Genomic DNA, 20,528 nt, shown 5'->3' with positions numbered 1-20,528 from the left:
GCCGCGTCACGTGCCGGGCAGGTGACGCGGAGTCTGGCATTACTTCAGGCGATCCTGAAGATAACGCTGATAATCGGGAATGCTGACTTCTACATCCTGCTTGAAAAGCGGCGACTGAATCAGAAAATCGGCCGTCGAGCGGTTGTTGGCGACCGGAATATTCCACACGGTCGCCAGACGCAGCAGCGCTTTGACGTCGGGGTCGTGAGGCACGGCGTTCAGAGGATCCCAGAAGAAAATCAGCACATCAATTTTTCCTTCCGAAATCAGGGCACCGACCTGCTGGTCGCCGCCCATCGGACCGCTCAGCATGCTTATCACCGGCAGACCGGTGTTTCTCTGCACCAGATTTCCCGTAGTGCCGGTGGCGTAAAGCGTATGTTCGCCAAGCTGCGCCTTGTTGGCCTCAACCCAGCTTAAAAGATTGCTTTTACAGTGGTCGTGAGCAACTAACGCAATATGTTTCTGTTTTTTGATTGTTCTTGTGGTGTATTCCATCAGCCTGACCTTTAAGGAAATGAAGGCTGATAGATTACTTAAACTCGGATTTTCAGGGAAGCGTTTCAGGGGCAAATGTTGCAGAGAGTGCAGGAAGGGTGACAGGGGTCTGTTTATTGCGCGATGATTTCCGGGGCTTCACGAGGTGTCGCCGGTTTTTGCTGCAAAATAGACCAGAGAGAGAGTGAAAGCGAAGCCGTGGTGTCATCGGCAAGGCTGGCATGCGGTGTACCAGAATTTTCGGCATGAGAGAGCTGCGTATTTTTGCGGGTCATGGCAAAAGCCGGAATCGATGCGGGTTGGCCCGACAGATTGTACTGCGTCATCGCCGCTTCAAAATTCTGCGGTTTGCTGACTTTGATTTCAGACAGCCAATCCTGCCGGTAACTGACCGGGTTGCCTTTTTCATCCACCAGCGAAATGTTCATTTTTTTGCTGAATTCGAGACCCTCCTGCCGCGTGGACAACGTAGGAAGACCGATACTCACGGCGTGCGTATTTTGCGCGGTGAAAGCCACGATGATAGGCGGAGAGTGATAAGCCTCGGGGGATGACGTGCCTGCGGGCAGATTTTTGGTGATTTGAAACAGCAACTGATGCTGACCGGCATCGAGTTCCAGACTGTCGGCGCCTTTTAGAATCGGACCCGAAACCTGTCGGCCGTCGACAACCAGGAGATCTATCTCAGGCGACAGCTTAAGACTTAAGGCGTAAGCAGGGGCTATCGCGCTTGCCATCAACACACCGGCAAACAGTAAACCAAGATTCATTATTTTCTCCAGACCGCAAAAACTGACTGGCTCATTATTCAATAATGCTAAAGGTGTGTCAAAGTTTTACAAAATGTATTTTGGAGAGCATTGCTGAAACAACTGGCGCAGCTTTGCCCGCTTGAAAAGTCGGCCGAGTTCGCCGGACTGAATTACACTTGAGAGAACCCTACCGAGAGGAGAGAACACTGTGCAAGATAGCGACATTACTCAAATTCTAAAAAAATCAAAAGCATAGCGCTGGTGGGCGCCAGTGATAATCCGTCGCGCCCAAGTTATGGGGTGATGAAATATCTGCTGGATCAAGGATATCAGGTCACGCCGGTGAGTCCAAAATTGGCAGGTCAGCAACTGCTCGGGCAAACGGTGGTGGCGACGCTCGCGGATATTACGCATCCTGTCGATATGGTCGACGTTTTCCGAAATCCTGAAGCGGCCTATGGCGTGGCGCAGGAAGCCATCGCGATCGGCGCGAAAACCTTGTGGCTGCAGATTGGCGTCATCAATGAGCAGGCGGCCGTGCTGGCGAAAAATGCCGGTATGGACGTGGTGATGGATCGTTGTCCGAAAATCGAGATCCCGCGACTCGGGCTGGGGCATTGAATATGGCGGCTCCGACCTGGATTTCAGGCATAAAAAAACCGGTCTGCGAGGACCGGTTTTTATCATCTGCATCGTTACGGCATCAGTTACGCAGGCGAGGTGCCTGAAGCTGGCTGCGTACGGATTCGGCCAGTTCATCCAGCGATGCCTGTTCCGGGTGCGGCACGCGCGCCTCGTGGTCAATCTGAATCTCGGCGAGGTAGGTGTGAACCGGTTCGCCGTCGTCATCTTCCATCACCACGTGATACCAGGGTGCGGCACGCATTTGTTCGTCGGCTTCAATCTCGCTGGAATCCGGTTTATCGAGTGAATATTCGGCATCCACATCGATGACAACCCCGAGAGAGCCTAACATCCGGTGGCGAACCTGCTGACCAATACCGAATTTGCTGCTGACCCCATGTTTGCTGGCTATCATAGCGACCTCCTCAAAATAGCAACCTATAGAGGATATGGGGTCGGAATGGCACTTTTCAAGGTTTATCGAATTATGCCGTTACGAGACAGGCAAAACCTTTCAGATACAAGCCTTCCGGATAAGCGCCACTCACTGGGTGATCGGCCGCCTGACGGAACTGCTCGACGAACTGAATCTCGCGATTGGCATCCAGCGCGGCATCGGCCAGGATCTTTTGGAACAGATCGGTCGTTAACAGCCCGGAACAGGAGAAACTCAGCAGCATGCCGCCCGGACGCAACAATTGCAGCGCCAGCATATTGATATCTTTATAGCCACGGCACGCGCTCACCAGCTGGCTCTTGTTTTCGATAAATTTTGGCGGATCCATGACTATCATGTCGAACTGAACGCCTTCTGCACGGTATTTGCGCAGCAGCTGGAACACGTCATCACGCACGAAATCGACTTTCGAGAGGTCAAGTTTGTTAAGTTCGACGTTCTTTTTCGCGATGTCCAGCGCATCCTGCGAGGTATCGACGTTAGTGACTTTTTCACAGCCGCCCATCAGGGCAGACACGGCGAATGCGCCGGTGTAGGAGAAGCAGTTCAGCACCTTGCGGCCAGCGGCGTAATTACGCGCGGCAAGACGGCTGTCACGCTGGTCGAGATAGAAACCGGTTTTATGGCCGCCTTTGATATCCACCAGCAGGCTCATGCCATGTTCCTGAATCGGCAACAGTTCCGGTGGCGTTTCGCCCACAACCAGACCTTGCGTCAGCTCCAGACCCTCTTTCTTGCGCACGGCAACATCGGAGCGATCGTAGATTGAGCATTCCGGATAGCAGTGTTGCAGCGCGGTCAGCAGCGCCGCGCGCTGATGCTCGGCACCGGCCGACAGCAGTTGCAGCACCAGGAAGTTCTGGAAACGGTCGATAGTAATACCCGGCAGGCCGTCGGATTCACCGGCAATCAGACGATAACCGTCGAGGCCGTCGCGCTTGGCAATCCAGTCGCGCCAGACCTGCGCCTGTTGCAGACGACGGATAAAGAATTCGATATCGATCTCTTCATCCTGCTTGAAGGTCCAGACGCGGGCGCGGATCTGCGACTGAGGCGAATAGGCGCCACGAGCCAGCCATTTGCCCTGATTGTCTACAATATCAATAGTATCGCCGGAGAGCGCTTTTCCTTCGACGCGAAGAACCGCCCCGGAAAATACCCACGGGTGGCGACGAAGAAGGGATTTTTCACGGCCTTTGGCCAGATACAAACGTGCAGTCATATAATTAGGTTCTGTCGGTGTGGAGACAAAAAAGAGCGACATTGTCCGAGCAAGAGCGTGAGATTGCAACGTATCAAATCGCTATGAGGAGATTATTATGCCAAAAACCAGTATAGCCGCGTACGTTTATGGACGCGTGCAGGGCGTAGGTTTTCGTTACGCCACGCAGCAGAAAGCCAAAGAGCTTGAATTGACGGGATTTACCCGTAATCTCGACGACGGCAGCGTGGAAGTGGTGGCCTGCGGCGAACAGCAGGCTATCGACGCGTTGCTCGACTGGCTCAAACAGGGCGGGCCACAACATGCCAAGGTCGACAAGGTGCTGAGCGAGCCGAAAGCCGTCGCGGATTACAGCGGCTTTTCGATTCGTCATTGAGCCTTGCTGAAAAGCTCAGTCCGTCGGGTGTTGGCACGTTGATACCGGTTAAATACATTTAACCGGTTTCGGCAATCCGGCAATTTTTGTGGCCTGCTTGGCGGGTCCTTCAGGGAACAGACGATAAAGATAACGGCTGTTGCCTTTCTCTTCGCCATATTTCTGGGCCATCGCCTTGACCAGCATGCGAATGGCGGGTGAGGTGTTGAACTCCAGATAGAAGGCGCGCACAAAATTGACCACTTCCCAGTGGGCATCGGTCAGGGTTATTCCTTCTTCGGCGGCCAGAATAGGGGCCAGCGACTCATGCCAGTCGGCGCTGTTTTTCAGGTAACCTTTGGCATCGGTTTCAATCACCTGGCCGTTGAACTGCAACATAAAACCTCTGAAATCTTGAAAGCAGGGCGCAAGTTTAGCAAAAAAGCGTCTTCAGCCAAATAAAAAGCCCCGCCAGTGGCAGGGCTTGTATCAGAGAGAATCTGACCTAGTTGCTGCGTGACAGACCCAGAATGCTCAACAGGCTGACAAACACATTATACAGCGAGACATACAGGCTGACGGTCGCGCGAATATAGTTGGTTTCACCGCCATGAATGATGTTACTGGTTTCCCACAAGATTGCGCCCGCAGAGAATAGAATGAACAGACAGCTAATCGCGAGCGACAGAGCCGGGATCTGCAGGAACAGGTTGGCAACCACCGCAACCAGCAGCACCACAAAGCCCGCCATCATCATACCTGACAGGAATGACATGTCTTTTCGCGTGGTCAGCACATAGGCTGAACAGCAGAAAAACACCAATGCCGTACCGCCGAGGGCGAGCATGATGATGTCACCGGCACCGGCTGCCAGCAGCGAACTGAGCAACGGCCCCAGGGTATAACCCATAAAACCGGTCAGCGCGAAGGCGCACAGAATACCTGCAGGGCGATCGGCCATGCGGAAAGTCAGGAACATCAGCCCGTAAAAACCGACGAGGGTCAGCAGCATGCCCGGCGAGGGAAGCATCAGAACGGTGCTGGCAGTGGCGGTAATGGCGGAAACCCCCAACGTCAGCGCCAGCATGAAATAGGTGTTGCGCAGCACTCGGTGCGTGCTCAGTAATGAGCCCGCGCGTGAAGAGGTGGAGGCGACGGTACGGTTCATTTTTATCATCTCGCTTATCGACAAAAGGGAAGTCGGTGAAAAAGCATTCAGGTTAGGATAATAGATAGTTGCCCAGCGTGATTAAAGGGGGTTTACCCTTCTTTACCACCACAGCCTGTTCTTTACTGAAAATGAATAAGCAGAATCGAGATGGCGGAGCGTTTGAGTAAATAAGAGCCTTATAAAGCGGCGTTATGGCGATAAAATCGGCAGTTGATCGCCTAAAGGCGACTTTTGCAGCAAATGACTAAAATCCGGCTTTACAACCGGATCGGCTATGTTTATAGTGCGTTCCGTTGCGGAGGGGTGGCCGAGCGGCTGAAGGCACCGGTCTTGAAAACCGGCGATGGGAAACCATTCGAGAGTTCGAATCTCTCCTCCTCCGCCATAAACAACACAAGAAAGCTGCTAAGCAATTAGCGGCTTTTTTTGTATCTGAAATTCGGGATACGCCAATAAAAAGCCAGCCCGAAGGCTGGCTTTAGACGGTAAAGCGAATGCGGGTGCACCTGTATTCATGCTTCACAACCTTGGGCGGGAGCGAACCCCCGCCGTCTAGTTTGCTTCTTACAGTTTAAGGGTGCAGGTCAACAACGCGACCACCTCCATTGTTGGACTTGTGATGTGCAATTCACACAGAGTTTCTCTTGTCATCCACGTAAACAGCAAAACCGTTACGAAGAAAGCAATCACAGTAATAACAGTGAGTTTTAGTAGCATTGTATGACCTCCTGGTCCTTGCCTTTCGGCGGGTAAGAGGCTAACCTGATGTTGTTGATGCATGCAGATAGGCCTCGTTTTGATTTTATCAATTCGGGGCTTTTCTCTTTCTGCCTTCACATCTCGTCTACAACATTTACTTCGTTAAAATTCTCTACTCACTTCAGTAAAAAGCGTCGCGCTCGGGCAAAAAGATCCAGAGCACCCGCACGCAGTGTACCCGCATGTCTTTACCTAGACCATAAAATAATCAATAAAAACATATGTTTAAAATATTAAAACGATCCGTCGAACTACCGTAATTTCAAGATGCGCGTCGCATTTTCCCATGCCACCGCATTGCGTTCGGCTTGCGTTATCTTCGCGGTTTTTATCCATTGGGTGGCGATATCGGTTTTTTCAAACGGATAGTCTACCGAGAACATCACGTTGGCCTCTCCCAGTGAATCCAGTGCGCAGCGAAGCGCAGGATCAGAACACACGCCGGAGGTCGTAATCACGATATTTCTGCGCGCATAGAAGGAAGGCGGATGCTGGAGGCTGTACTTCAGGTTGGCGGTTTCGATGCGGCTGTCGAGACGCCACAGCTGAATCGGTAAGGTTTCCCCATATGGCCGAGAATGATTTTCGCGCCGGGATAACGGTCAAAGGTGCCGCTAAAAATCAGTCGCAGGGCGTGAGAACAGGTTTCCACCGCCCAACTCCACACCGGACCCCACATTTCGGGATGATTGGCATACATATGTGAATAATCTGGCGGATTGCCCGGATGAATATAAATGGGTACGTCGAGCGCCTGAACGCGTTCCCAAAAGATGTCATAACGGCGGTCGTCGAGATAAAGCCCGTCCGTCTCGCCGTTTATCATCGCGCCCTGCATGTTGAGTTCCTTGACGCAGCGCTCCAGTTCATCGGCGGCAGCTTTGGGATCCTGCATGGCAAGGTGCGCGAACCCGCCATAGCGTGTTGGCTGGCGCTGCATCTCCTTGCCCAGTCGGTCATTGGCATACCTTGCCAGACGCACTGCCCTGGCCGTATCGGGTTCGACCTGCACGCCCGGACCCGACAGCGACAGCACCGCAAAATCCACCCCGTTTTTATCCATGACGTCCAAACGACCCTGACCGAAATCCGAGAGGATAGGGACCACCTTGTCAAACAGCGAGGGACGAATGTTTTGTCGAGTCTCGCCAAGATAGCCCACAAACTCCGGCAGCATAAAGTGTTCTTCCAGCGCGATGATCCGCGCGGGCGGGAGCGTGGCGGGTTCTGCCCGAGGCAGCATCGCCGCCTGAGTCTGCCCGGCCATCAGCGTTGTACTTCCCGTAGCAACCGCCGTCGCGGCCACGGCGGCGTGGCGTAAAAAATCTCTTCTGTTGGTCATGATGGAATCCGTTAATGGCGAGAGAGAAAATATTTAAGAAACGTTTTTCGTTTCTTAAATAAATATACGCCGTCATCAACGAGGTGCCAGAGCAGAGTGGTAAACGAATGTAAGCAGGTAAAAGGGGGAGGAATCTACTGCGAGGGGGTAATCCCAGCAAGGGCGTCATGAATGCCATGACTTCGCGGATGCGGGGACGAATATCGAATTCCGGCACGGCGGGGAGCAGGCCCAGTGCAATATCTCGCAGAGTCGGGGCGATAATCAGGGCCTGTAAGTGTTTTGCGCCATTGTCGGGCCAATCAGAGGCGATAAAACCGCGCGTGCGGAGTTCAATCAGCCACGCATCGAGTATTTTTCCGGCGTTGTCGATGCCGCTTTCACGATACAGCGCAAGAAATCGTGTTTTATTCGCGGAGTCATGCTGGAGATACTTGAACAGGGCAACCGCGTTGTCGGACAGGGCGCGTTCGGCCAGTTTGACAAAAAACTGTTCCAGCACATTCGCTACGGCGGCTTGCGTGTCCGGAACAGGCAGGGAATAGAGAACAAAGGTGGAGGACCAGGTCAGGATGAGGTTTTCCAGCAACGCGCTGCGATTGGCAAAGAAGCGATAAAAGGTTTTCTTGGCGACGCCCGCCGTGCGTGCTATGTCGTCGACGGACAGCGCATCGATGTCCTTTTCGCGCAGCAGCTGAAAAGCGGCATGGTGGATTTTTTCGATGAGTTCCTGCTCGGGAACGGCGGGGCGGCCGCGTACGGAGGTGGCGATACCTGATTTTTTCGACAAACTGTTCACGTCCTATCCTTTTGGCCAGAGTCGATATTCTATGTGTCGCCCGCCGCTTAAATCAATGTCGATAGACGGATTCACGATATGGCCCATGCCTTGTCAATGAGAGAACATTTTTTTGGCAGTTTTTGCATGGGAAACCAGCAGCTTTTGGCGCGCTGAAAGTATTTATGAAAAAATTTGAATTTATGCCGTTTTTTCAAGCAAATGAACAGCGCAAGGCTTTACATCCCGATGGCCTGAGTTTATAGTGCGTTCCGTTGCGGAGGGGTGGCCGAGCGGCTGAAGGCACCGGTCTTGAAAACCGGCGATGGGAAACCATTCGAGAGTTCGAATCTCTCCTCCTCCGCCATAAACAACACAAGAAAGCTGCTAAGCAATTAGCGGCTTTTTTGTGTCTGCAATTTGAGATGAACCGCCTGCCGCTACTTTTTGACCTCGGCGGCCGCCTTGTGCCACAGCTGTATGCTGCCCTCCGAATGCCCTGTTACCGGGTCCGATTCCGGCAAAGGCACCTTGGCTACCGCCAGCGTGCGTTCCTTTAATTTGGCCGGTTCGTCGTGACACAAATCTGCCTTCACCCCCGGTGGATAAGCCCCCACCATCATGAAATCTTCATTGGCCGAAATCTGCTTGTGGCCGACGCCCGCAGGAAGCAGGATAACATCGCCGATATTCACCTCGACAATTACCCCTTTTTCGCCACCCAGCTGCAATCTGGCCGCTCCCGAGAACACGCCAAGCGCCTCGGGCGTGTTGCTGTGAAAATGGGTAAAGGTATAAACGCCATAGCGCCACTGTGGCGGCCACCCGTTGGCATTGAAGAGATGTTCGAAGTAATCGGCATTATCGACCGCATCGGGCGGGATCACGCGATGATAAATTAAAACCGGCAGAGGACTGTTTGGCACACCGCCTTGAGGTTTATTAATGGATAACACTTCCATAGGCACCTCTCTGGGTTCGGCAAAGCTCAGGCGGGGTAGCGTTATAAACGGAACACAACCGAGCAGGGTACAAAAGCGACGTCTATCCAGCGGCATGGGCTCTGCTCCTTGTCCATAACGTGCATGTAGCGCATTTTCCACAACGCGATTTTTTCCGAAAATTCCAGGATCGAGTCATGGGCAGGCATAAATCTCAATGGCTTATCTTCATCAGGTATAGAACATATCGCAGGGAATATCACGAAAAAAGAGGCAGGGGTGACGGGTTTTTAACCGTTTATCGAGCGATGGAGATAGGAAAATGCCTAATCTGGAATCCAACCTACAAATAAAAGTTATATAAAGTTGATTAATGACCATTTTCTTCTAGCCTTATAAGAACATAAAGCACTTCTGGAGGAGAAGTCATGAACAAGAAAATGTTGGTTATAGTGGCTACAGCGGTATCCGTGCTTGCGGGTTGTCAGACTTACGATCGCGCAGCAAGTTATGTCAAAGAGCCGGTCGTCAGCGACGTTAAAACCGGGATGACACGCGCGCAGGTTCGTGCGATTGCGGGTCCACCATCGACTGAAGCAACCCTTATCCACGCAAAAGGGACTTGCCAGACTTACGCCGTTGCCCCACGTGACGGCAAAGCACAGACCTATTTCGTCAGTTATAACGACATGGGCCGTGTAATGAACAAAGGTTATCAGACCTGTTCCGACTACGACAAAGATCCTCAGGCAAGCAAATAATCTGCGTGTCTGACAGCGTCTTTGTGGTCATTAAAAAACCTGCTCATGTGGCAGGTTTTTTTATGTCTTGATGGCGTGGCGTGCTCGCCTGTCAGGCTTTTTGCGTCACGATGCGAACACCGACCTTGCTGACCCTTTTGCCTTCCATCTCGGCGATAGTCCAGGTCAGGCCGTCCCATTCGATGTGGTCACCGATAACCGGTTCGCCGCCGAGCAGCTGAATCACAAAATTCCCGAGCGTTAACGTCTTGTCGATGCTCTCGTCCAGATTCAGGCCATAGACTTGAGAAATGGCCTCGAGAGGCGCATCGGCTTCAAGGATGAAATCGCCGAAGAAACGATCGTCCATGACGACGGCATTGGTGTCGCTAAACAGCTTGCCGAGTTCGGGCAAATCTTTCTCTTGACCGATAACGCAGAGAATATCGCCTTCTTTGAGGCGCGTGCTGCCCGTAGGATGCAACATCACGGTGCCGCGAAACAGCGCGGCAATGCGGGTTTCCTTCGGCATTTTCAGATCACGCAGCGCAGCGCCCACACACCACTTTTCGGAACCCAGCTGATAAATAAAGTGCTCCCACTGGGTATAGATGTCGATATCCAGCCCGACGCGCGAGATAGGCGAAGGTGCGGGCGGAATAATCACCCTGGCTTTTTTGGCGGCGAAACCCAGCGACGTGCCTTGCAGCAGCAGCGACACCAGCACGATAAAGAACGCGACGTTGAAGTACAGATGCGCCTGGGGAATACCGGCCATCATCGGGAACACCGCGAGGATAATCGGCACTGCGCCGCGCAGACCCACCCACGAGATAAAGAACCGTTCACGCAGGGTGAAATTGCGAAAAGGCAGCAGGCCGACAAACACGGAAAGCGGGCGGGCAAACAGGATCATCCACAGTGACAGGGCTAGCGCCGAGAGGGCGATGGGCAGCAGGTCGCTCGGCGTCAGCAGCAGCCCGAGCACCAGGAACATGGCAATCTGGCTTAGCCACGCCAGACCGTCAAACGTTTGCATGATGCCGTGCTTGTTGCGCACCGGCAGATTGCCGAGCATCAGACCGCAGAGATATACCGCCAGAATGCCGCTGCCGTCGAGGCCGACCGTGGCGGCGTAGACCAGCAGACCGCCGCTGAACGCCAGCAGAGGATACAGGCCGGTAGGCAGGGTAACGCGGTTGATTAACTGTTGCAGCAGCCAGCCACCGCCGAGTCCGAAGGCAATGCCCAGCCCGAACTGGCGAATAACATCCAGCAGGAACAGCCAGCTGAGGCCGTGCTCGCCTTTGGCAATCATGTCGATAAGCGTGATGGTCAGGAACACCGCCATCGGATCGTTACTGCCCGACTCTATTTCGAGCGTTGCGCTGACACGCTCATTCAGCCCTTTGCCGCCAATCAGCGAGAACACGGCGGCCGCATCGGTCGAGCCGATAATCGCGCCGATAAGCAGGCCCTGCATCATATTGATATGAAAAAGCCAGGCGGCGGCCAGACCGGTCAGACCCGCCGTGATCAACACGCCGACGGTAGCCAGCGACAGGGCAGGCCACAGGGCAACACGAAACGAGGAGGCGCGGGTGCGCATGCCGCCGTCGAGCAGAATCACCGCCAGCGCGAGGTTGCTGACCAGATAGGCGGCCGGATAGTTGTCGAAGGCGATACCGCCGATGCCGTCTACGCCCGCGAGCATGCCGATGGCGAGAAAGATGACCAGAATAGGGATGCCAAGGCGTGAAGAGAGCGAGCTAAGCAGAATACTTGCTGCTACCAACAAAGCGCCGATGAAAAAAGTGTGTTGATAGTACTCGCATCCAATGGGGCTTTCTCCTGTCTACATTACGGCGGCGATGCAGTCACGCGGTGATGACTATAATGCTAATTTAACAGGAAATAGTGATCGGCGCTGGCGAAACTTCGGATTTTTGTTAACCCATCAGTCTCGTTAATGGCTTTACTCTCACGCACCTGTCTATCTAATCATTTCCCGGATTCCGACGGTTAAAATCCCTGAAAACGCTATGCTTATCAGTGACAGCAAGAACGATCATTTCGTCACTTAAGGAGAATGGAAATGGCAGAATTTACGGGGATACACCGCGAAGTCTTGCAGGACGGCACCATCAAACACGTTTTGGTACGTGATGCACAGGGCAACGAAAGCATGAAAGCCGCCAAGGACTATATTTCCGAAGGGATTGAACCTCAACTCGATGATCTTCCGGAAGTGGGCACCGATTCCGAATATCCGCAGGATGCAAAAGGCTGAGACGGGCATGAGGTAAAGGAAACGTTCGAGGAGTGAAAAGAAAAGAACCAGCAGGGGGTCGGACGGGTGGACCAACCCGCTGCTGGCGTTCATCAAAGTTGATGAGCTAAGGAGAAACTGAGGTCGTCAGTTATCTTTTAATGCAGCATCTGTGCCAACTACGCTAACTTTTCTGTTTTTAAGTAGGGCGTTCAGTAAAATCGCGCCAAAGGTTGCCGTGCCTATTCCGCCCATCGTAAAGCCGCCAAACGTCAACGAAAAGTTGCCAGCCCCCAGCACAAGGGTCACGGCGACCATAATCAGATTGCCATTCTGATTCAAATCAACGTGGTTCTGTAACCAGATACGTGCTCCGGCAACCGCAATCAAGCCAAATACCACAATGGATGCGCCACCCAAAACCGGACCCGGAATGGTATGAATCAATGCACCAAATTTGGGAGAGAAGCCCAACAAGATAGCAACCAATGCCGCCGCGACGAAAATCAGCGTCGAATAGATTTTGGTCACCGACATCACGCCGATGTTTTCCGCATAGGTTGTCACCCCCGTGCCGCCCGCAGAGGCAGAGAGCATGGTCGCCAGACCATCGCCCACAAAGGCGCGGCCAAGATACGGGTCGAGATTCTTGCCGGTCATGCCCGCCACCGCCTTGATATGGCCCAGGTTTTCGGCAATCAGAATCACTGCCACGGGCGCAATCAGCAGCATGGCATGGCTATCGAATACCGGCGTGGTAATACTCGGCAAGCCAAACCACGCGGCATTGCCGATGCCGCTGAAATCGATAGGTTTGCCCCAGCCGAGCAGATTGGTTATCACAAAATAGATGACATAGGCCGCAACCAGCCCAAGGAGCAGCATCAGACGTTGCACCAGTCCGCGCGTAAACACCGCCACGCCGCCGATGCACAGTACCGTTGCCACAGCCATCCAGCTGTCGAACATCGATGCCGACACACTGTTGACCGCGATAGGCGCGAGGTTCAGGCCAATCGCCATCACGACCGCGCCCGTAACGACCGGCGGCATCAGCTTTTCAATCCAGCGCGTTCCACGGCCATCACGACAAAGCCAATCAGCGTATAGACAGCACCACAGGCGATGATACCGCCGAGCGCAAGCGCAATATTCGGATTGGGCCCCTGACCGCTGTAGCCGGTTACCGCGATGACCAGCCCGACAAACGACGCGCTGGACCCCAGATAACTCGGCACGCGGCCTCCCACGATAATGAAAAACAGCAACGTGCCGATGCCCGACATCAATATCGCCATATTGGCATCGAAACCCATCAGCAGGGGCATCAATACCGTGGCGCCAAACATGGCCACCGCGTGCTGCAACCCCATGACAATCGTCGGCCCGAGCGACAGCCTTTCATCGGGAGCAATCACCGCGCCTTCCAGACTGCCCGTCCTTTTACGCCATTGCGGAAACCAGGTATTCGCCATCATCTTCTCCACGTCTTGTTGATATCGCCGGATAAACAGGGGAAAGGCCCGTTAACGGGCCTGAGGTAGTTGACGTATCAGGGAATGATAGCGTCGGTCGAAATAGACCAGTCCGTGGCTGCTGTCGTTACTCAGAATATCGATGACTTCGCAAAACAGAACATCGTGCGTGCCTACCTGCGTAACCTGACTGACCCGACAGTCGAACGAGGTCAACGCGCCGGTCAGAGCCGGAGACCCGCTCGCCATCGGCACCCATTGCGCCGCGGCGAAACGCTGCGCCATCGGCGTCTTGCCGCCGAAGAGATTCGAGAGCGCTTCGTGACTGTCGGCCAGCGTATTCACGCACAGCACCTGATTTTGCTGAAACACCGGATACACCGAGGCCGAGCGGTTCAGGCATACCAGCAAGGTTGGCGGCGTGTCGGTCACACTGCACACCGCCGACGCGGTAAAACCGGCACGACCCGCCTCGCCGTCGGTGGTAATTATGTTGACCGCCGAGCCGAGATGGGCCATCGCATCGCGAAAGGCCTGCTTTTCTACACCGGCAAGTTCTGCCAGCGGAACATCTTTAATCGGGTTGCTCATGCATTACTCCGCCGTCGGGGTCAGATAATCTGACAGACGCGATCGAAGGCCAGGCGCGGCGCACGCGGATAGATTTTGCTGCTGTCGCCATAGCCGATATTCAGCAGGAAATTGGCTTTCCAGCCGCTCTCCGCCAGGAAGGTATCATTGACTTTCTGCGCATCGAATCCCGACATCGGGCCCGTATCAAGGCCGAGCGAGCGAAGGGCGAGGATCAGATAGGCGGCCTGCAGGCTGGCGTTGCGAAACGCGGTTTCATGCGCCAGTTCAGGACTTGAGGTAAACCAGGAACGCGCATCGCCGTGCGGGAACAGTTCGGGCAGCAGATCATAGAACTGCGGATCATAAGCCAGAATCGCGGTCACCGGCGCGCCGAGGGTTTTCGCCAGATTGCCGCTCGAAAGCGCAGGGGCCAGTTTCTCTTTTTGTTCGGCGCTGCGAATAAACACCACGCGCAGCGGGCAGCAATTGGCCGAGGTCGGGCCCATGCGGGCCAAATCGTAGGCCTGGCGGAGCACGTCGTCACTGACAGACCTGTCCTGCCAGCCATTGTGAGTTCGCGCCTCGGTGAAAAGGGTTGCGAGCGCGTCGGTAATCAGGGCTTCGGCCATGGGGTCTCTCTCGTTGAGGTTGGTTCGGACGTCGCGAGGGAGGCGGAGCAAAACGCAGCAGCCACTCGAGAAGCAGAGGGTTAAAGGTGTCGCTGTCGGTAACGCTCATCGCATGGCCGCCATAACTCATCTGCACATGCTCGCCAAGCGGCAAACCCTGCGCCAATGTGGCTGAACAGTGCCACGGCACCAGCAGATCGTCCCGGCAGCCAAAGGCCAGCGTCGGCGTGACAATGCTGTCCAGACTGTCGCTTAAATCGGAAGCCATCAGCGCCTGCAGACGATGCAGCAGATTTTCCATGCCCTGAAAATGCGCCACCTGATGCGTTTGCTCCTGATGCAGCAGGGAAGCATGCGCCGACAGCCAGGGGCGGGATACAGAAACAGCGGTTGCGCATGGACATAGGCTTCTATCCCGCTGTTCAACAGCAGATCCTGACGCACCTTGAAGCAGCGGCGGGTCTGGCTGTCGAGCACCGTCCAGCCGTTGATAACCACCAGACTTTCCAGCAGCGACGGATAACGTTGAGTCAGATGCAACCCGATAATGCCGCCCAGCGCGTGACCTACCAGATGACAGCGGTCGATATCCAGCGCGCTGAGCAGGCCCGCCAGTTCATCGGCCATATCTTCCATTCGATAGCCGGCCGGCACCGTACCGTGACTGCCGCCGGTGCCGAACTGGTCATACACCACCACGCGAAAATGCCTTTCCAGCATAGCCATCTGCGGCTGCCAGAAGCCGTGCACGCCGCCCAATCCCGAAGACAGCACCACGGTTTGCGCATCGGGCGAGGTATTGCCTGAAATTTTGTAAAACAGAGACGTTGCAGTCATGCTTTCCTCACCGATTTATCAAGGCGACGTTATTTGCCAACGTGCGCGACAGAGGCGATTTCAATCAGCGCCTCGGGTTTCACCAGGCCACACTGAATGCAGAAACGCGCCGGTTTCTCGCCCGGAAAATACTCGGCATAAACCTGATTCACGGCGGCGTAATGGCTCCAGTCGGTAATGAAAATCGAGTTGAAGGTAACGTCTTCCAGGGTGCCGCCTGCGGTTTCGATAACATTCTTGATGGTGTCCAGTACGTGGCGGGTCTGTGCCGCCGCATCGCCCGGAAACACCACATTGTTGTCTTTGTCGAAAGGCAGGGTGCCGGAGACATAGACGATGCCGTCGGCCTTTGTCGCGGGAACGAAAGGCGCAATCGGAACGCCGGTACCTTCTGGAATAACAATGCTTTTTGGCATGCTGCGTGTCCTTGTAAAAATGAATGCAGGGGCTTAGGCCGTCTGGCTCAGCGTTTGCGTGGTCTTGGCGACGGTATTGCAGAAACTGTCGACGTTGGAAACCCAGCCAAAGAAGGTTTCGATATTGTAGATTGCCGCTTTCTGGGCAAATTCCGGGCCGGCCTGATGCGTGGCGTCTTCGAGCACGACGCTGAAATACTCCAGGAAGAAGCCGTCGCGCAGGGTAGATTCCACACAGACGTTGGTCGCAATGCCGGTAAAGACCAGATGATGAATGCCGTAACTGCGCAGCAGGCTGTCGAGCTGGGTGTTGAAGAAGCCGCTGTAGCGCGGTTTCGGCAATACGATGTCGCCGGGCTGCGGTTGAAGTTCGTCGACCAGATCATAATCCCAGTCGCCTTTCGCCAGCAGTTTGCCCATCAATTCGGGGCGTTTGCGCATGGTTTTCAGCGCATTGGATTTATGGAAATTTGGCGAGCCTTCACCACCGGCTTCGACATACTGATTGTCCCAACCGTTCTGGAAGAAAATCACCTTGATGCCCGCCGAACGCGCGGCCGTAATCGCGCGCTTGATGTTGGCGATAACCGGTCCCGTATGGGAAACGTCAAATCCGGCCAGATCCAGATAGCCGCCCTGAGAGGCGTAGGCGTTTTGCATATCGATGACAATCAACGCCGTCTGCTGCGGCGAAAAGGCCAGCGACTCGGGGCGAGCCGGTAAAATCACTTCGCTGTCGACGGCACCCGGATCTCTTCTTACCACGGCGTTTCTCTACGATTTTCATTATGCGACCTCTTTTTCGGCAGATGTGTCACTCAACAGGTGTTGGCGGGTTTTCATCAGGGGTTGAATAAACTGACCAAAGTTTTCGATGCCCTGCACGAAATCGTCGAAGGTCAGCAAGACGCCTTCGGTGCCCGGTACGGAGGCTATCTCGTCGAGCATGTTGGCGACGCTGGCGTAGGAACCCACCAGCGTGCCCATATTGATGTTGACCGCAGAGGTCGGGTCAGCCATCTGGCGCACGTTGGTGTCGGCACCGGATTTGGTGTCTTTGGTGCTCTGGTCGGTCAGCCAGGCCAGCGCTTCGCTGTCGGCTCCGGCCTTGTAGCTGTCCCACTTGGCGCGGGCGGCGGCCTCGTTTTCATCGGCAATGACCATAAACAGCACATAGGAAGCGACGCTGCGCTGTTCGGCATCGGCGGCGGTTTTCATCCGCGCGGCGGTGGGTGCAAAGGCGGTCGGCGTGTTGACGCCCTTGCCGAAGCAGAAATTGTAATCGGCATGTTTGGCGGAGAAGGCCATGCCCGCGTCACTTTGCCCGGCGCAAATCACTTTCATCTCGGCCTTGGGACGCGGACTCACGCGGCAGTCGTCCATCTTGAAGAATTCGCCATTGAGGTCGCAGTGTCCGGTACCCCAAAGATCGCGCAGCACAGTAACGTATTCGGTCAGATAGTCGTAGCGGCGGCCGAAATAGTCATCGCCCGGCCACATGCCCATCTGCTCGTACTCCGGTTTTTGCCAACCGGTCACCACATTGACGCCAAAACGTCCGTTGGAGATAGAGTCGATGGTGGCCGCCATACGCGCCACGATGGCCGGCGGCATGACCAATGTCGCGGCGGTTGCGTAAAGCTGAATTTTGCTGGTCACCGCCGCCAGTCCCGCCATCAGCGTGAACGACTCCATGTTGTGTTCCCAGAATTCGGTTTTACCCCGAAACCGCGCAGCTTGATCATCGACAGCGCGAAGTCGAAATTGTAGTGCTCGGCTTTCTGTACGATGGTTTTGTTCAGCTCGAAAGTGGGCTGATACTGTGGCGCAGTTTCTGAAATCAACCAGCCGTTGTTACCGATGGGAATAAAGACTCCGATTTTCATGGCAAACCTCGTCGTTAATTAGGGTAATCACGAACGAGATATTGCAAAGACGATGCCAGTTTTAAAATATTGAATATTATCAATAGCTTAAATTTTGACTGACAGGATTGGTGGAGCAAATGGTCTAAAGTGGACCATTTGGTAAAAAATAACTGCACAGAATTCATGCAGCATTGAGCAAAAATGGTGCGGGTGGGGTGAAAAGTAGACAAATGCGAACGGTTTTTAAACCGGCGAGGGCAGGCGCAACGTAGTCGCCTTCAGTGGGTTTTGTTATGCTCTGGAAAATCGAATTGCAAAGGAGCAAGAGGTGAAGCCATTGGCAGCAGAGGGAGCAAGCGCGTTGAAAAAGCCGCCGAGCCGTCGTTCGCGCGCCGTTGCGGCGAAACGCAATACGATTATGGCCGCCGCGCTGGAGTTCTTTTCCTTATACGGACTTCACGGCACCAGTCTTGATCAGGTCGCCGAAAGGGCAGATGTTTCCAAAACCAATCTGCTCTACTATTTTCCTTCCAAGGAGGAGCTTTACGTCGCCGTACTGCGGGATTTGCTGGATATCTGGCTGGAACCGCTCAAGGCGTTAAGCCCCGGGCAGGAGCCGATGGAGGCTATCAAAGAGTACATTTATCTCAAGCTTTGCGTGTCGCGCGACCACCCGCAGGCCTCGCGCCTCTTTTGCCTGGAGATGCTGCAGGGCGCGCCGCTGCTTAAACAAATTCTTAGTACCCACCTGAAACAGCTGGTGGAAGAGAAGTCCGCGATTATCGAAGGATGGGTCGAGAAAGGGCTGATAGCACCGATTGAACCGCTGCATTTACTGTTTATCCTCTGGGCGACCACGCAGCACTATGCCGATTTCGGCGTACAGATTGAGGCGATAAGCGGCCAGACCCTCGGCGACAACGCCTTTTTCGAGCAGGCGGTCACCAACTTGCAGCACATCATTACCCAGGGCATTCGCCCACAGCCCTAGCCGAAACGGTTTTCGCAACCCATCGACAAAAAAATCCGGCGCATTCGACGCCGGATTTTAACTTTCTGTTGCTTGTGGCGTTATCTGGCAGCGGCCAGCTTTTTGGCACGCAGCCAATAGCCGATACCCAGAATCACAAACCACAGCGGTGTCACCATCAACGCCTGCCGCGTGTCATCCTGCAAGGTCAGTAGCACCAGCACGAAGGCGAAGAACGCCATGCCGACCCAGCACATCAGAATCCCCAACGGCATCTTGTAGTCGGACGCGGCATGAAGCTGCGGGCGCTTACGGCGATAAACCAGATACGAGCAGAGAATGATGGTCCACACAAACATGAACAGAATGGCGGAAACGGTCGTGACCAGCGTAAACACGGTGAGCACGTTCGGGATCAGGTAAATCAGCACCACGCCCGCCAGCAGACAGATGCAGGAGAAAATCAGCCCGTTCGACGGCACCGCGCGGGCGGAAAGTTTGCCGAAAGCTTTCGGCGCCATGCCTTCCTGACCCAGTCCGAACAGCATGCGGCTGGTGGAGAAGATGCCGCTGTTGGCAGAGGATGCCGCAGAGGTCAGTACCACAAAGTTGATGATGCTCGCCGCCGCAGGCAGACCTGCCAGTACAAACAGTTCAACAAACGGACTCTTGTCGGCGGCAACCGCATTCCACGGCGTAACGCACATGATGGCAATCAGCGCGAAAACGTAGAACATGATGATCCGCAGCGGAATGGCGTTGATGGCACGCGGCAGAGATTTTTTCGGATCTTTGGTTTCCGCCGCCGTGGTGCCCACAAGCTCGATACCGACGAAGGCGAAGATGGCAATCTGGAAGCCGGCAAAGAAGCCGCTCACGCCTTTCGGGAAGAATCCGCCGTTGTCCCACAGGTTGCTGAACGCCGCGACTGAGCCGGTCGGCGTCTGGTAGTGCATCAGGACCATGACCAGCCCCGTGATGATAAGGCCCACAATGGCCACAATCTTTATCATCGCGAACCAGAACTCGGTTTCACCAAACATCTTGACCGTCGCGAGGTTCAGCGCAAACAGAATAAGCACAAAGATAAGCGAGGCGACCCATTGCGACAGGCCGGGAAACCAGAATTGCGCATAGGACGTCACGGCGACCACATCGGCAATGCCGGTTACCACCCAGCAGAACCAGTAGGTCCAGCCGGTGAAATAGCCCGCCCACGGCCCGAGAAGATCGGCGGCGAAATCACTGAACGACTTGTACTGCAGGTTGGACAGCAGCAGTTCGCCCATTGCGCGCATCACGAAAAACAGCACAAAGCCGATAATCATGTAAACGAAAATGATGGAAGGACCCGCCAGGCTGATAGTCTTGCCCGAGCCCATAAACAGACCCGTGCCGATGGCGCCGCCGATGGCGATAAGCTGAATATGACGGTTGCTGAGGTTGCGGCGCAGGTGTTCCGGGGTTTCCTCCTCCGGTTGCGCGATGATGTTGGTATCCTGTTGCATAGATTTTATCTTCCTGTCATGTATGGAATAAGGGCTCTATCTGGCTCTTTTCTCATTGTTTTTTGCGATTTCCGCCGCGTGAGGATGAACGGCTTTCGGGCGGAAGTGCTTCATCATAATGTTAAATTCCGGCTCATTATAACGTCGTAGAAAAATAATCTAACAGCAATTGTACCTTTATTTTTACAGGGGATTGCCGGCTGTTCAGGGCGCGTGCATAGCAAACGATTACCCGGCAGGTTGTCCGTTCCGCGCGGGTGAATGTCGTTTAACGAGGCGCAGCGAAAGGCGCATTGCGCCATACTGTTTTTTCGACGCGGAATTTGGTCCGCACTCAAGAATGG

Annotated in this window: 20 protein-coding genes, 2 tRNA genes and 6 pseudogenes; 7 read left to right on the top strand and 21 right to left on the bottom strand. The window is 54.4% G+C overall.

Annotated elements, in window-relative coordinates; translation table 11 throughout:
- Positions 1-39: 39 nt before the first annotated feature.
- Positions 40-498: a methylglyoxal synthase gene (locus O1V66_RS10970; protein WP_045046400.1), complete on the bottom strand. Its 459-nt coding sequence runs from the start codon at positions 496-498 to the stop codon at positions 40-42.
- Positions 499-611: 113 nt separating this feature from the next.
- Entirely contained in the window at positions 612-1,268 is a 657-nt protein-coding gene (locus O1V66_RS10965; RefSeq protein WP_045046401.1) for a YccT family protein, read from the bottom strand.
- A gap of 285 nt (positions 1,269-1,553) precedes the next feature.
- Here O1V66_RS10965 and O1V66_RS10960 point away from each other — a divergent pair, with 285 nt between their 5' ends.
- Positions 1,554-1,871 (top strand): CoA-binding protein, encoded by a 318-nt coding sequence (locus O1V66_RS10960; RefSeq protein WP_414058481.1) that lies wholly within the window; start codon positions 1,554-1,556, stop codon positions 1,869-1,871.
- Positions 1,872-1,953: 82 nt separating this feature from the next.
- On the opposite strand, the gene hspQ is transcribed toward O1V66_RS10960, so the two are convergent.
- Together hspQ and rlmI are read right to left on the bottom strand one after the other, a co-directional pair.
- Positions 1,954-2,289 carry a heat shock protein HspQ gene (gene hspQ / locus O1V66_RS10955; RefSeq protein WP_045046403.1) on the bottom strand — a complete coding sequence of 112 codons (336 nt, stop codon included), beginning with the start codon at positions 2,287-2,289 and terminating at the stop codon, positions 1,954-1,956.
- Between the two features lie 70 nt (positions 2,290-2,359).
- On the bottom strand, positions 2,360-3,553 hold the full coding sequence (gene rlmI, locus O1V66_RS10950; RefSeq protein ID WP_045046404.1) for a 23S rRNA (cytosine(1962)-C(5))-methyltransferase RlmI: 1,194 nt from the start codon (positions 3,551-3,553) through the stop codon (positions 2,360-2,362).
- Positions 3,554-3,650: 97 nt separating this feature from the next.
- Here rlmI and yccX point away from each other — a divergent pair, with 97 nt between their 5' ends.
- A complete protein-coding gene (gene yccX / locus O1V66_RS10945; RefSeq protein WP_045046405.1) occupies positions 3,651-3,929 on the top strand; it encodes an acylphosphatase in 279 nt (92 codons plus the stop codon).
- Positions 3,930-3,977: 48 nt separating this feature from the next.
- Here yccX and tusE read toward each other — a convergent pair whose 3' ends face one another.
- Both tusE and yccA read right to left on the bottom strand, forming a co-directional pair.
- Positions 3,978-4,307, bottom strand: coding sequence for a sulfurtransferase TusE (gene tusE / locus O1V66_RS10940; RefSeq protein ID WP_045046406.1), 330 nt, complete (start codon positions 4,305-4,307; stop codon positions 3,978-3,980).
- 106 nt (positions 4,308-4,413) lie between these two features.
- Positions 4,414-5,076, bottom strand: a complete 663-nt coding sequence (gene yccA, locus O1V66_RS10935) for an FtsH protease modulator YccA (protein ID WP_045046407.1) — start codon at positions 5,074-5,076, stop codon at positions 4,414-4,416.
- Positions 5,077-5,376: 300 nt separating this feature from the next.
- On the opposite strand from yccA, the gene O1V66_RS10930 reads away from it, so the two are divergent.
- Positions 5,377-5,464 (top strand) — tRNA-Ser (locus tag O1V66_RS10930).
- Positions 5,465-5,643: 179 nt separating this feature from the next.
- Here O1V66_RS10930 and O1V66_RS10925 read toward each other — a convergent pair.
- The 5 genes and pseudogenes from O1V66_RS10925 to O1V66_RS10905 all read right to left on the bottom strand — a co-directional run.
- Positions 5,644-5,796, bottom strand: a complete 153-nt coding sequence (locus O1V66_RS10925; protein ID WP_152623576.1) for a Hok/Gef family protein — start codon at positions 5,794-5,796, stop codon at positions 5,644-5,646.
- Positions 5,797-6,089: 293 nt separating this feature from the next.
- Positions 6,090-6,296, bottom strand: coding sequence for an amidohydrolase family protein (locus O1V66_RS10920; protein ID WP_269127415.1), 207 nt, complete (start codon positions 6,294-6,296; stop codon positions 6,090-6,092).
- 47 nt (positions 6,297-6,343) lie between these two features.
- Positions 6,344-7,015: an amidohydrolase family protein gene (locus tag O1V66_RS10915; RefSeq protein WP_269128353.1), complete on the bottom strand. Its 672-nt coding sequence runs from the start codon at positions 7,013-7,015 to the stop codon at positions 6,344-6,346.
- A 114-nt stretch (positions 7,016-7,129) separates the two neighbouring features.
- A pseudogene (locus tag O1V66_RS10910) lies at positions 7,130-7,180 on the bottom strand (twin-arginine translocation signal domain-containing protein); the annotation flags it as partial.
- A 592-nt stretch (positions 7,181-7,772) separates the two neighbouring features.
- Positions 7,773-7,979 (bottom strand): annotated as a pseudogene (locus tag O1V66_RS10905) (TetR/AcrR family transcriptional regulator); the annotation flags it as partial.
- A gap of 258 nt (positions 7,980-8,237) precedes the next feature.
- Here O1V66_RS10905 and O1V66_RS10900 point away from each other — a divergent pair.
- Positions 8,238-8,325, top strand: a tRNA-Ser gene (locus O1V66_RS10900).
- Between the two features lie 73 nt (positions 8,326-8,398).
- Here O1V66_RS10900 and O1V66_RS10895 read toward each other — a convergent pair.
- Positions 8,399-9,016, bottom strand: a complete 618-nt coding sequence (locus O1V66_RS10895) for a cupin (RefSeq protein WP_045046410.1) — start codon at positions 9,014-9,016, stop codon at positions 8,399-8,401.
- Between the two features lie 311 nt (positions 9,017-9,327).
- Here O1V66_RS10895 and osmE point away from each other — a divergent pair, with 311 nt between their 5' ends.
- Positions 9,328-9,660 carry an osmotically-inducible lipoprotein OsmE gene (gene osmE / locus O1V66_RS10890; protein WP_045046411.1) on the top strand — a complete coding sequence of 111 codons (333 nt, stop codon included), beginning with the start codon at positions 9,328-9,330 and terminating at the stop codon, positions 9,658-9,660.
- 91 nt (positions 9,661-9,751) lie between these two features.
- On the opposite strand, the pseudogene O1V66_RS10885 reads toward osmE, so the two are convergent.
- A pseudogene (locus tag O1V66_RS10885) lies at positions 9,752-11,478 on the bottom strand (potassium/proton antiporter).
- 256 nt (positions 11,479-11,734) lie between these two features.
- Between O1V66_RS10885 and O1V66_RS10880 the strand changes: the two are divergent.
- Positions 11,735-11,929: a hypothetical protein gene (locus O1V66_RS10880; RefSeq protein WP_045046413.1), complete on the top strand. Its 195-nt coding sequence runs from the start codon at positions 11,735-11,737 to the stop codon at positions 11,927-11,929.
- Positions 11,930-12,055: 126 nt separating this feature from the next.
- On the opposite strand, the pseudogene rutG reads toward O1V66_RS10880, so the two are convergent.
- From rutG to rutA, 7 genes and pseudogenes are all read right to left on the bottom strand, one after another.
- Positions 12,056-13,383: pseudogene (rutG, locus tag O1V66_RS10875) on the bottom strand (pyrimidine utilization transport protein G).
- A 51-nt stretch (positions 13,384-13,434) separates the two neighbouring features.
- On the bottom strand, positions 13,435-13,974 hold the full coding sequence (gene rutF, locus O1V66_RS10870; RefSeq protein WP_045046415.1) for an NADH-dependent FMN reductase RutF: 540 nt from the start codon (positions 13,972-13,974) through the stop codon (positions 13,435-13,437).
- Between the two features lie 20 nt (positions 13,975-13,994).
- Positions 13,995-14,585 carry a malonic semialdehyde reductase gene (locus O1V66_RS10865; protein ID WP_045046416.1) on the bottom strand — a complete coding sequence of 197 codons (591 nt, stop codon included), beginning with the start codon at positions 14,583-14,585 and terminating at the stop codon, positions 13,995-13,997.
- Positions 14,586-14,637: 52 nt separating this feature from the next.
- Positions 14,638-15,407 (bottom strand): annotated as a pseudogene (gene rutD, locus O1V66_RS10860) (pyrimidine utilization protein D); the annotation flags it as partial.
- A gap of 44 nt (positions 15,408-15,451) precedes the next feature.
- Positions 15,452-15,838: a pyrimidine utilization protein C gene (rutC, locus tag O1V66_RS10855; RefSeq protein ID WP_045046417.1), complete on the bottom strand. Its 387-nt coding sequence runs from the start codon at positions 15,836-15,838 to the stop codon at positions 15,452-15,454.
- A gap of 33 nt (positions 15,839-15,871) precedes the next feature.
- Positions 15,872-16,625, bottom strand: a pseudogene (gene rutB / locus O1V66_RS10850) (pyrimidine utilization protein B).
- Entirely contained in the window at positions 16,625-17,686 is a 1,062-nt protein-coding gene (gene rutA, locus O1V66_RS10845; RefSeq protein WP_269128352.1) for a pyrimidine utilization protein A, read from the bottom strand. Before rutA ends, rutB begins: the two are co-directional and overlap by 1 nt.
- Positions 17,687-18,034: 348 nt before the next feature.
- Here rutA and rutR point away from each other — a divergent pair, with 348 nt between their 5' ends.
- Positions 18,035-18,697, top strand: a complete 663-nt coding sequence (gene rutR, locus O1V66_RS10840; protein WP_045046420.1) for an HTH-type transcriptional regulator RutR — start codon at positions 18,035-18,037, stop codon at positions 18,695-18,697.
- Between the two features lie 80 nt (positions 18,698-18,777).
- Here rutR and cycA read toward each other — a convergent pair whose 3' ends face one another.
- Positions 18,778-20,184 carry a D-serine/D-alanine/glycine transporter gene (gene cycA / locus O1V66_RS10835; RefSeq protein ID WP_045046421.1) on the bottom strand — a complete coding sequence of 469 codons (1,407 nt, stop codon included), beginning with the start codon at positions 20,182-20,184 and terminating at the stop codon, positions 18,778-18,780.
- Between the last annotated feature and the right edge of the window lie 344 nt (positions 20,185-20,528).

Origin of the sequence: Rouxiella chamberiensis (genome assembly GCF_026967475.1) — a bacterium.
Lineage (GTDB): Bacteria > Pseudomonadota > Gammaproteobacteria > Enterobacterales > Enterobacteriaceae > Rouxiella > Rouxiella chamberiensis.
The sequence above is the reverse complement of the archived record's forward strand: the minus strand, read 5'-3'. Positions and strand labels throughout refer to the sequence as shown.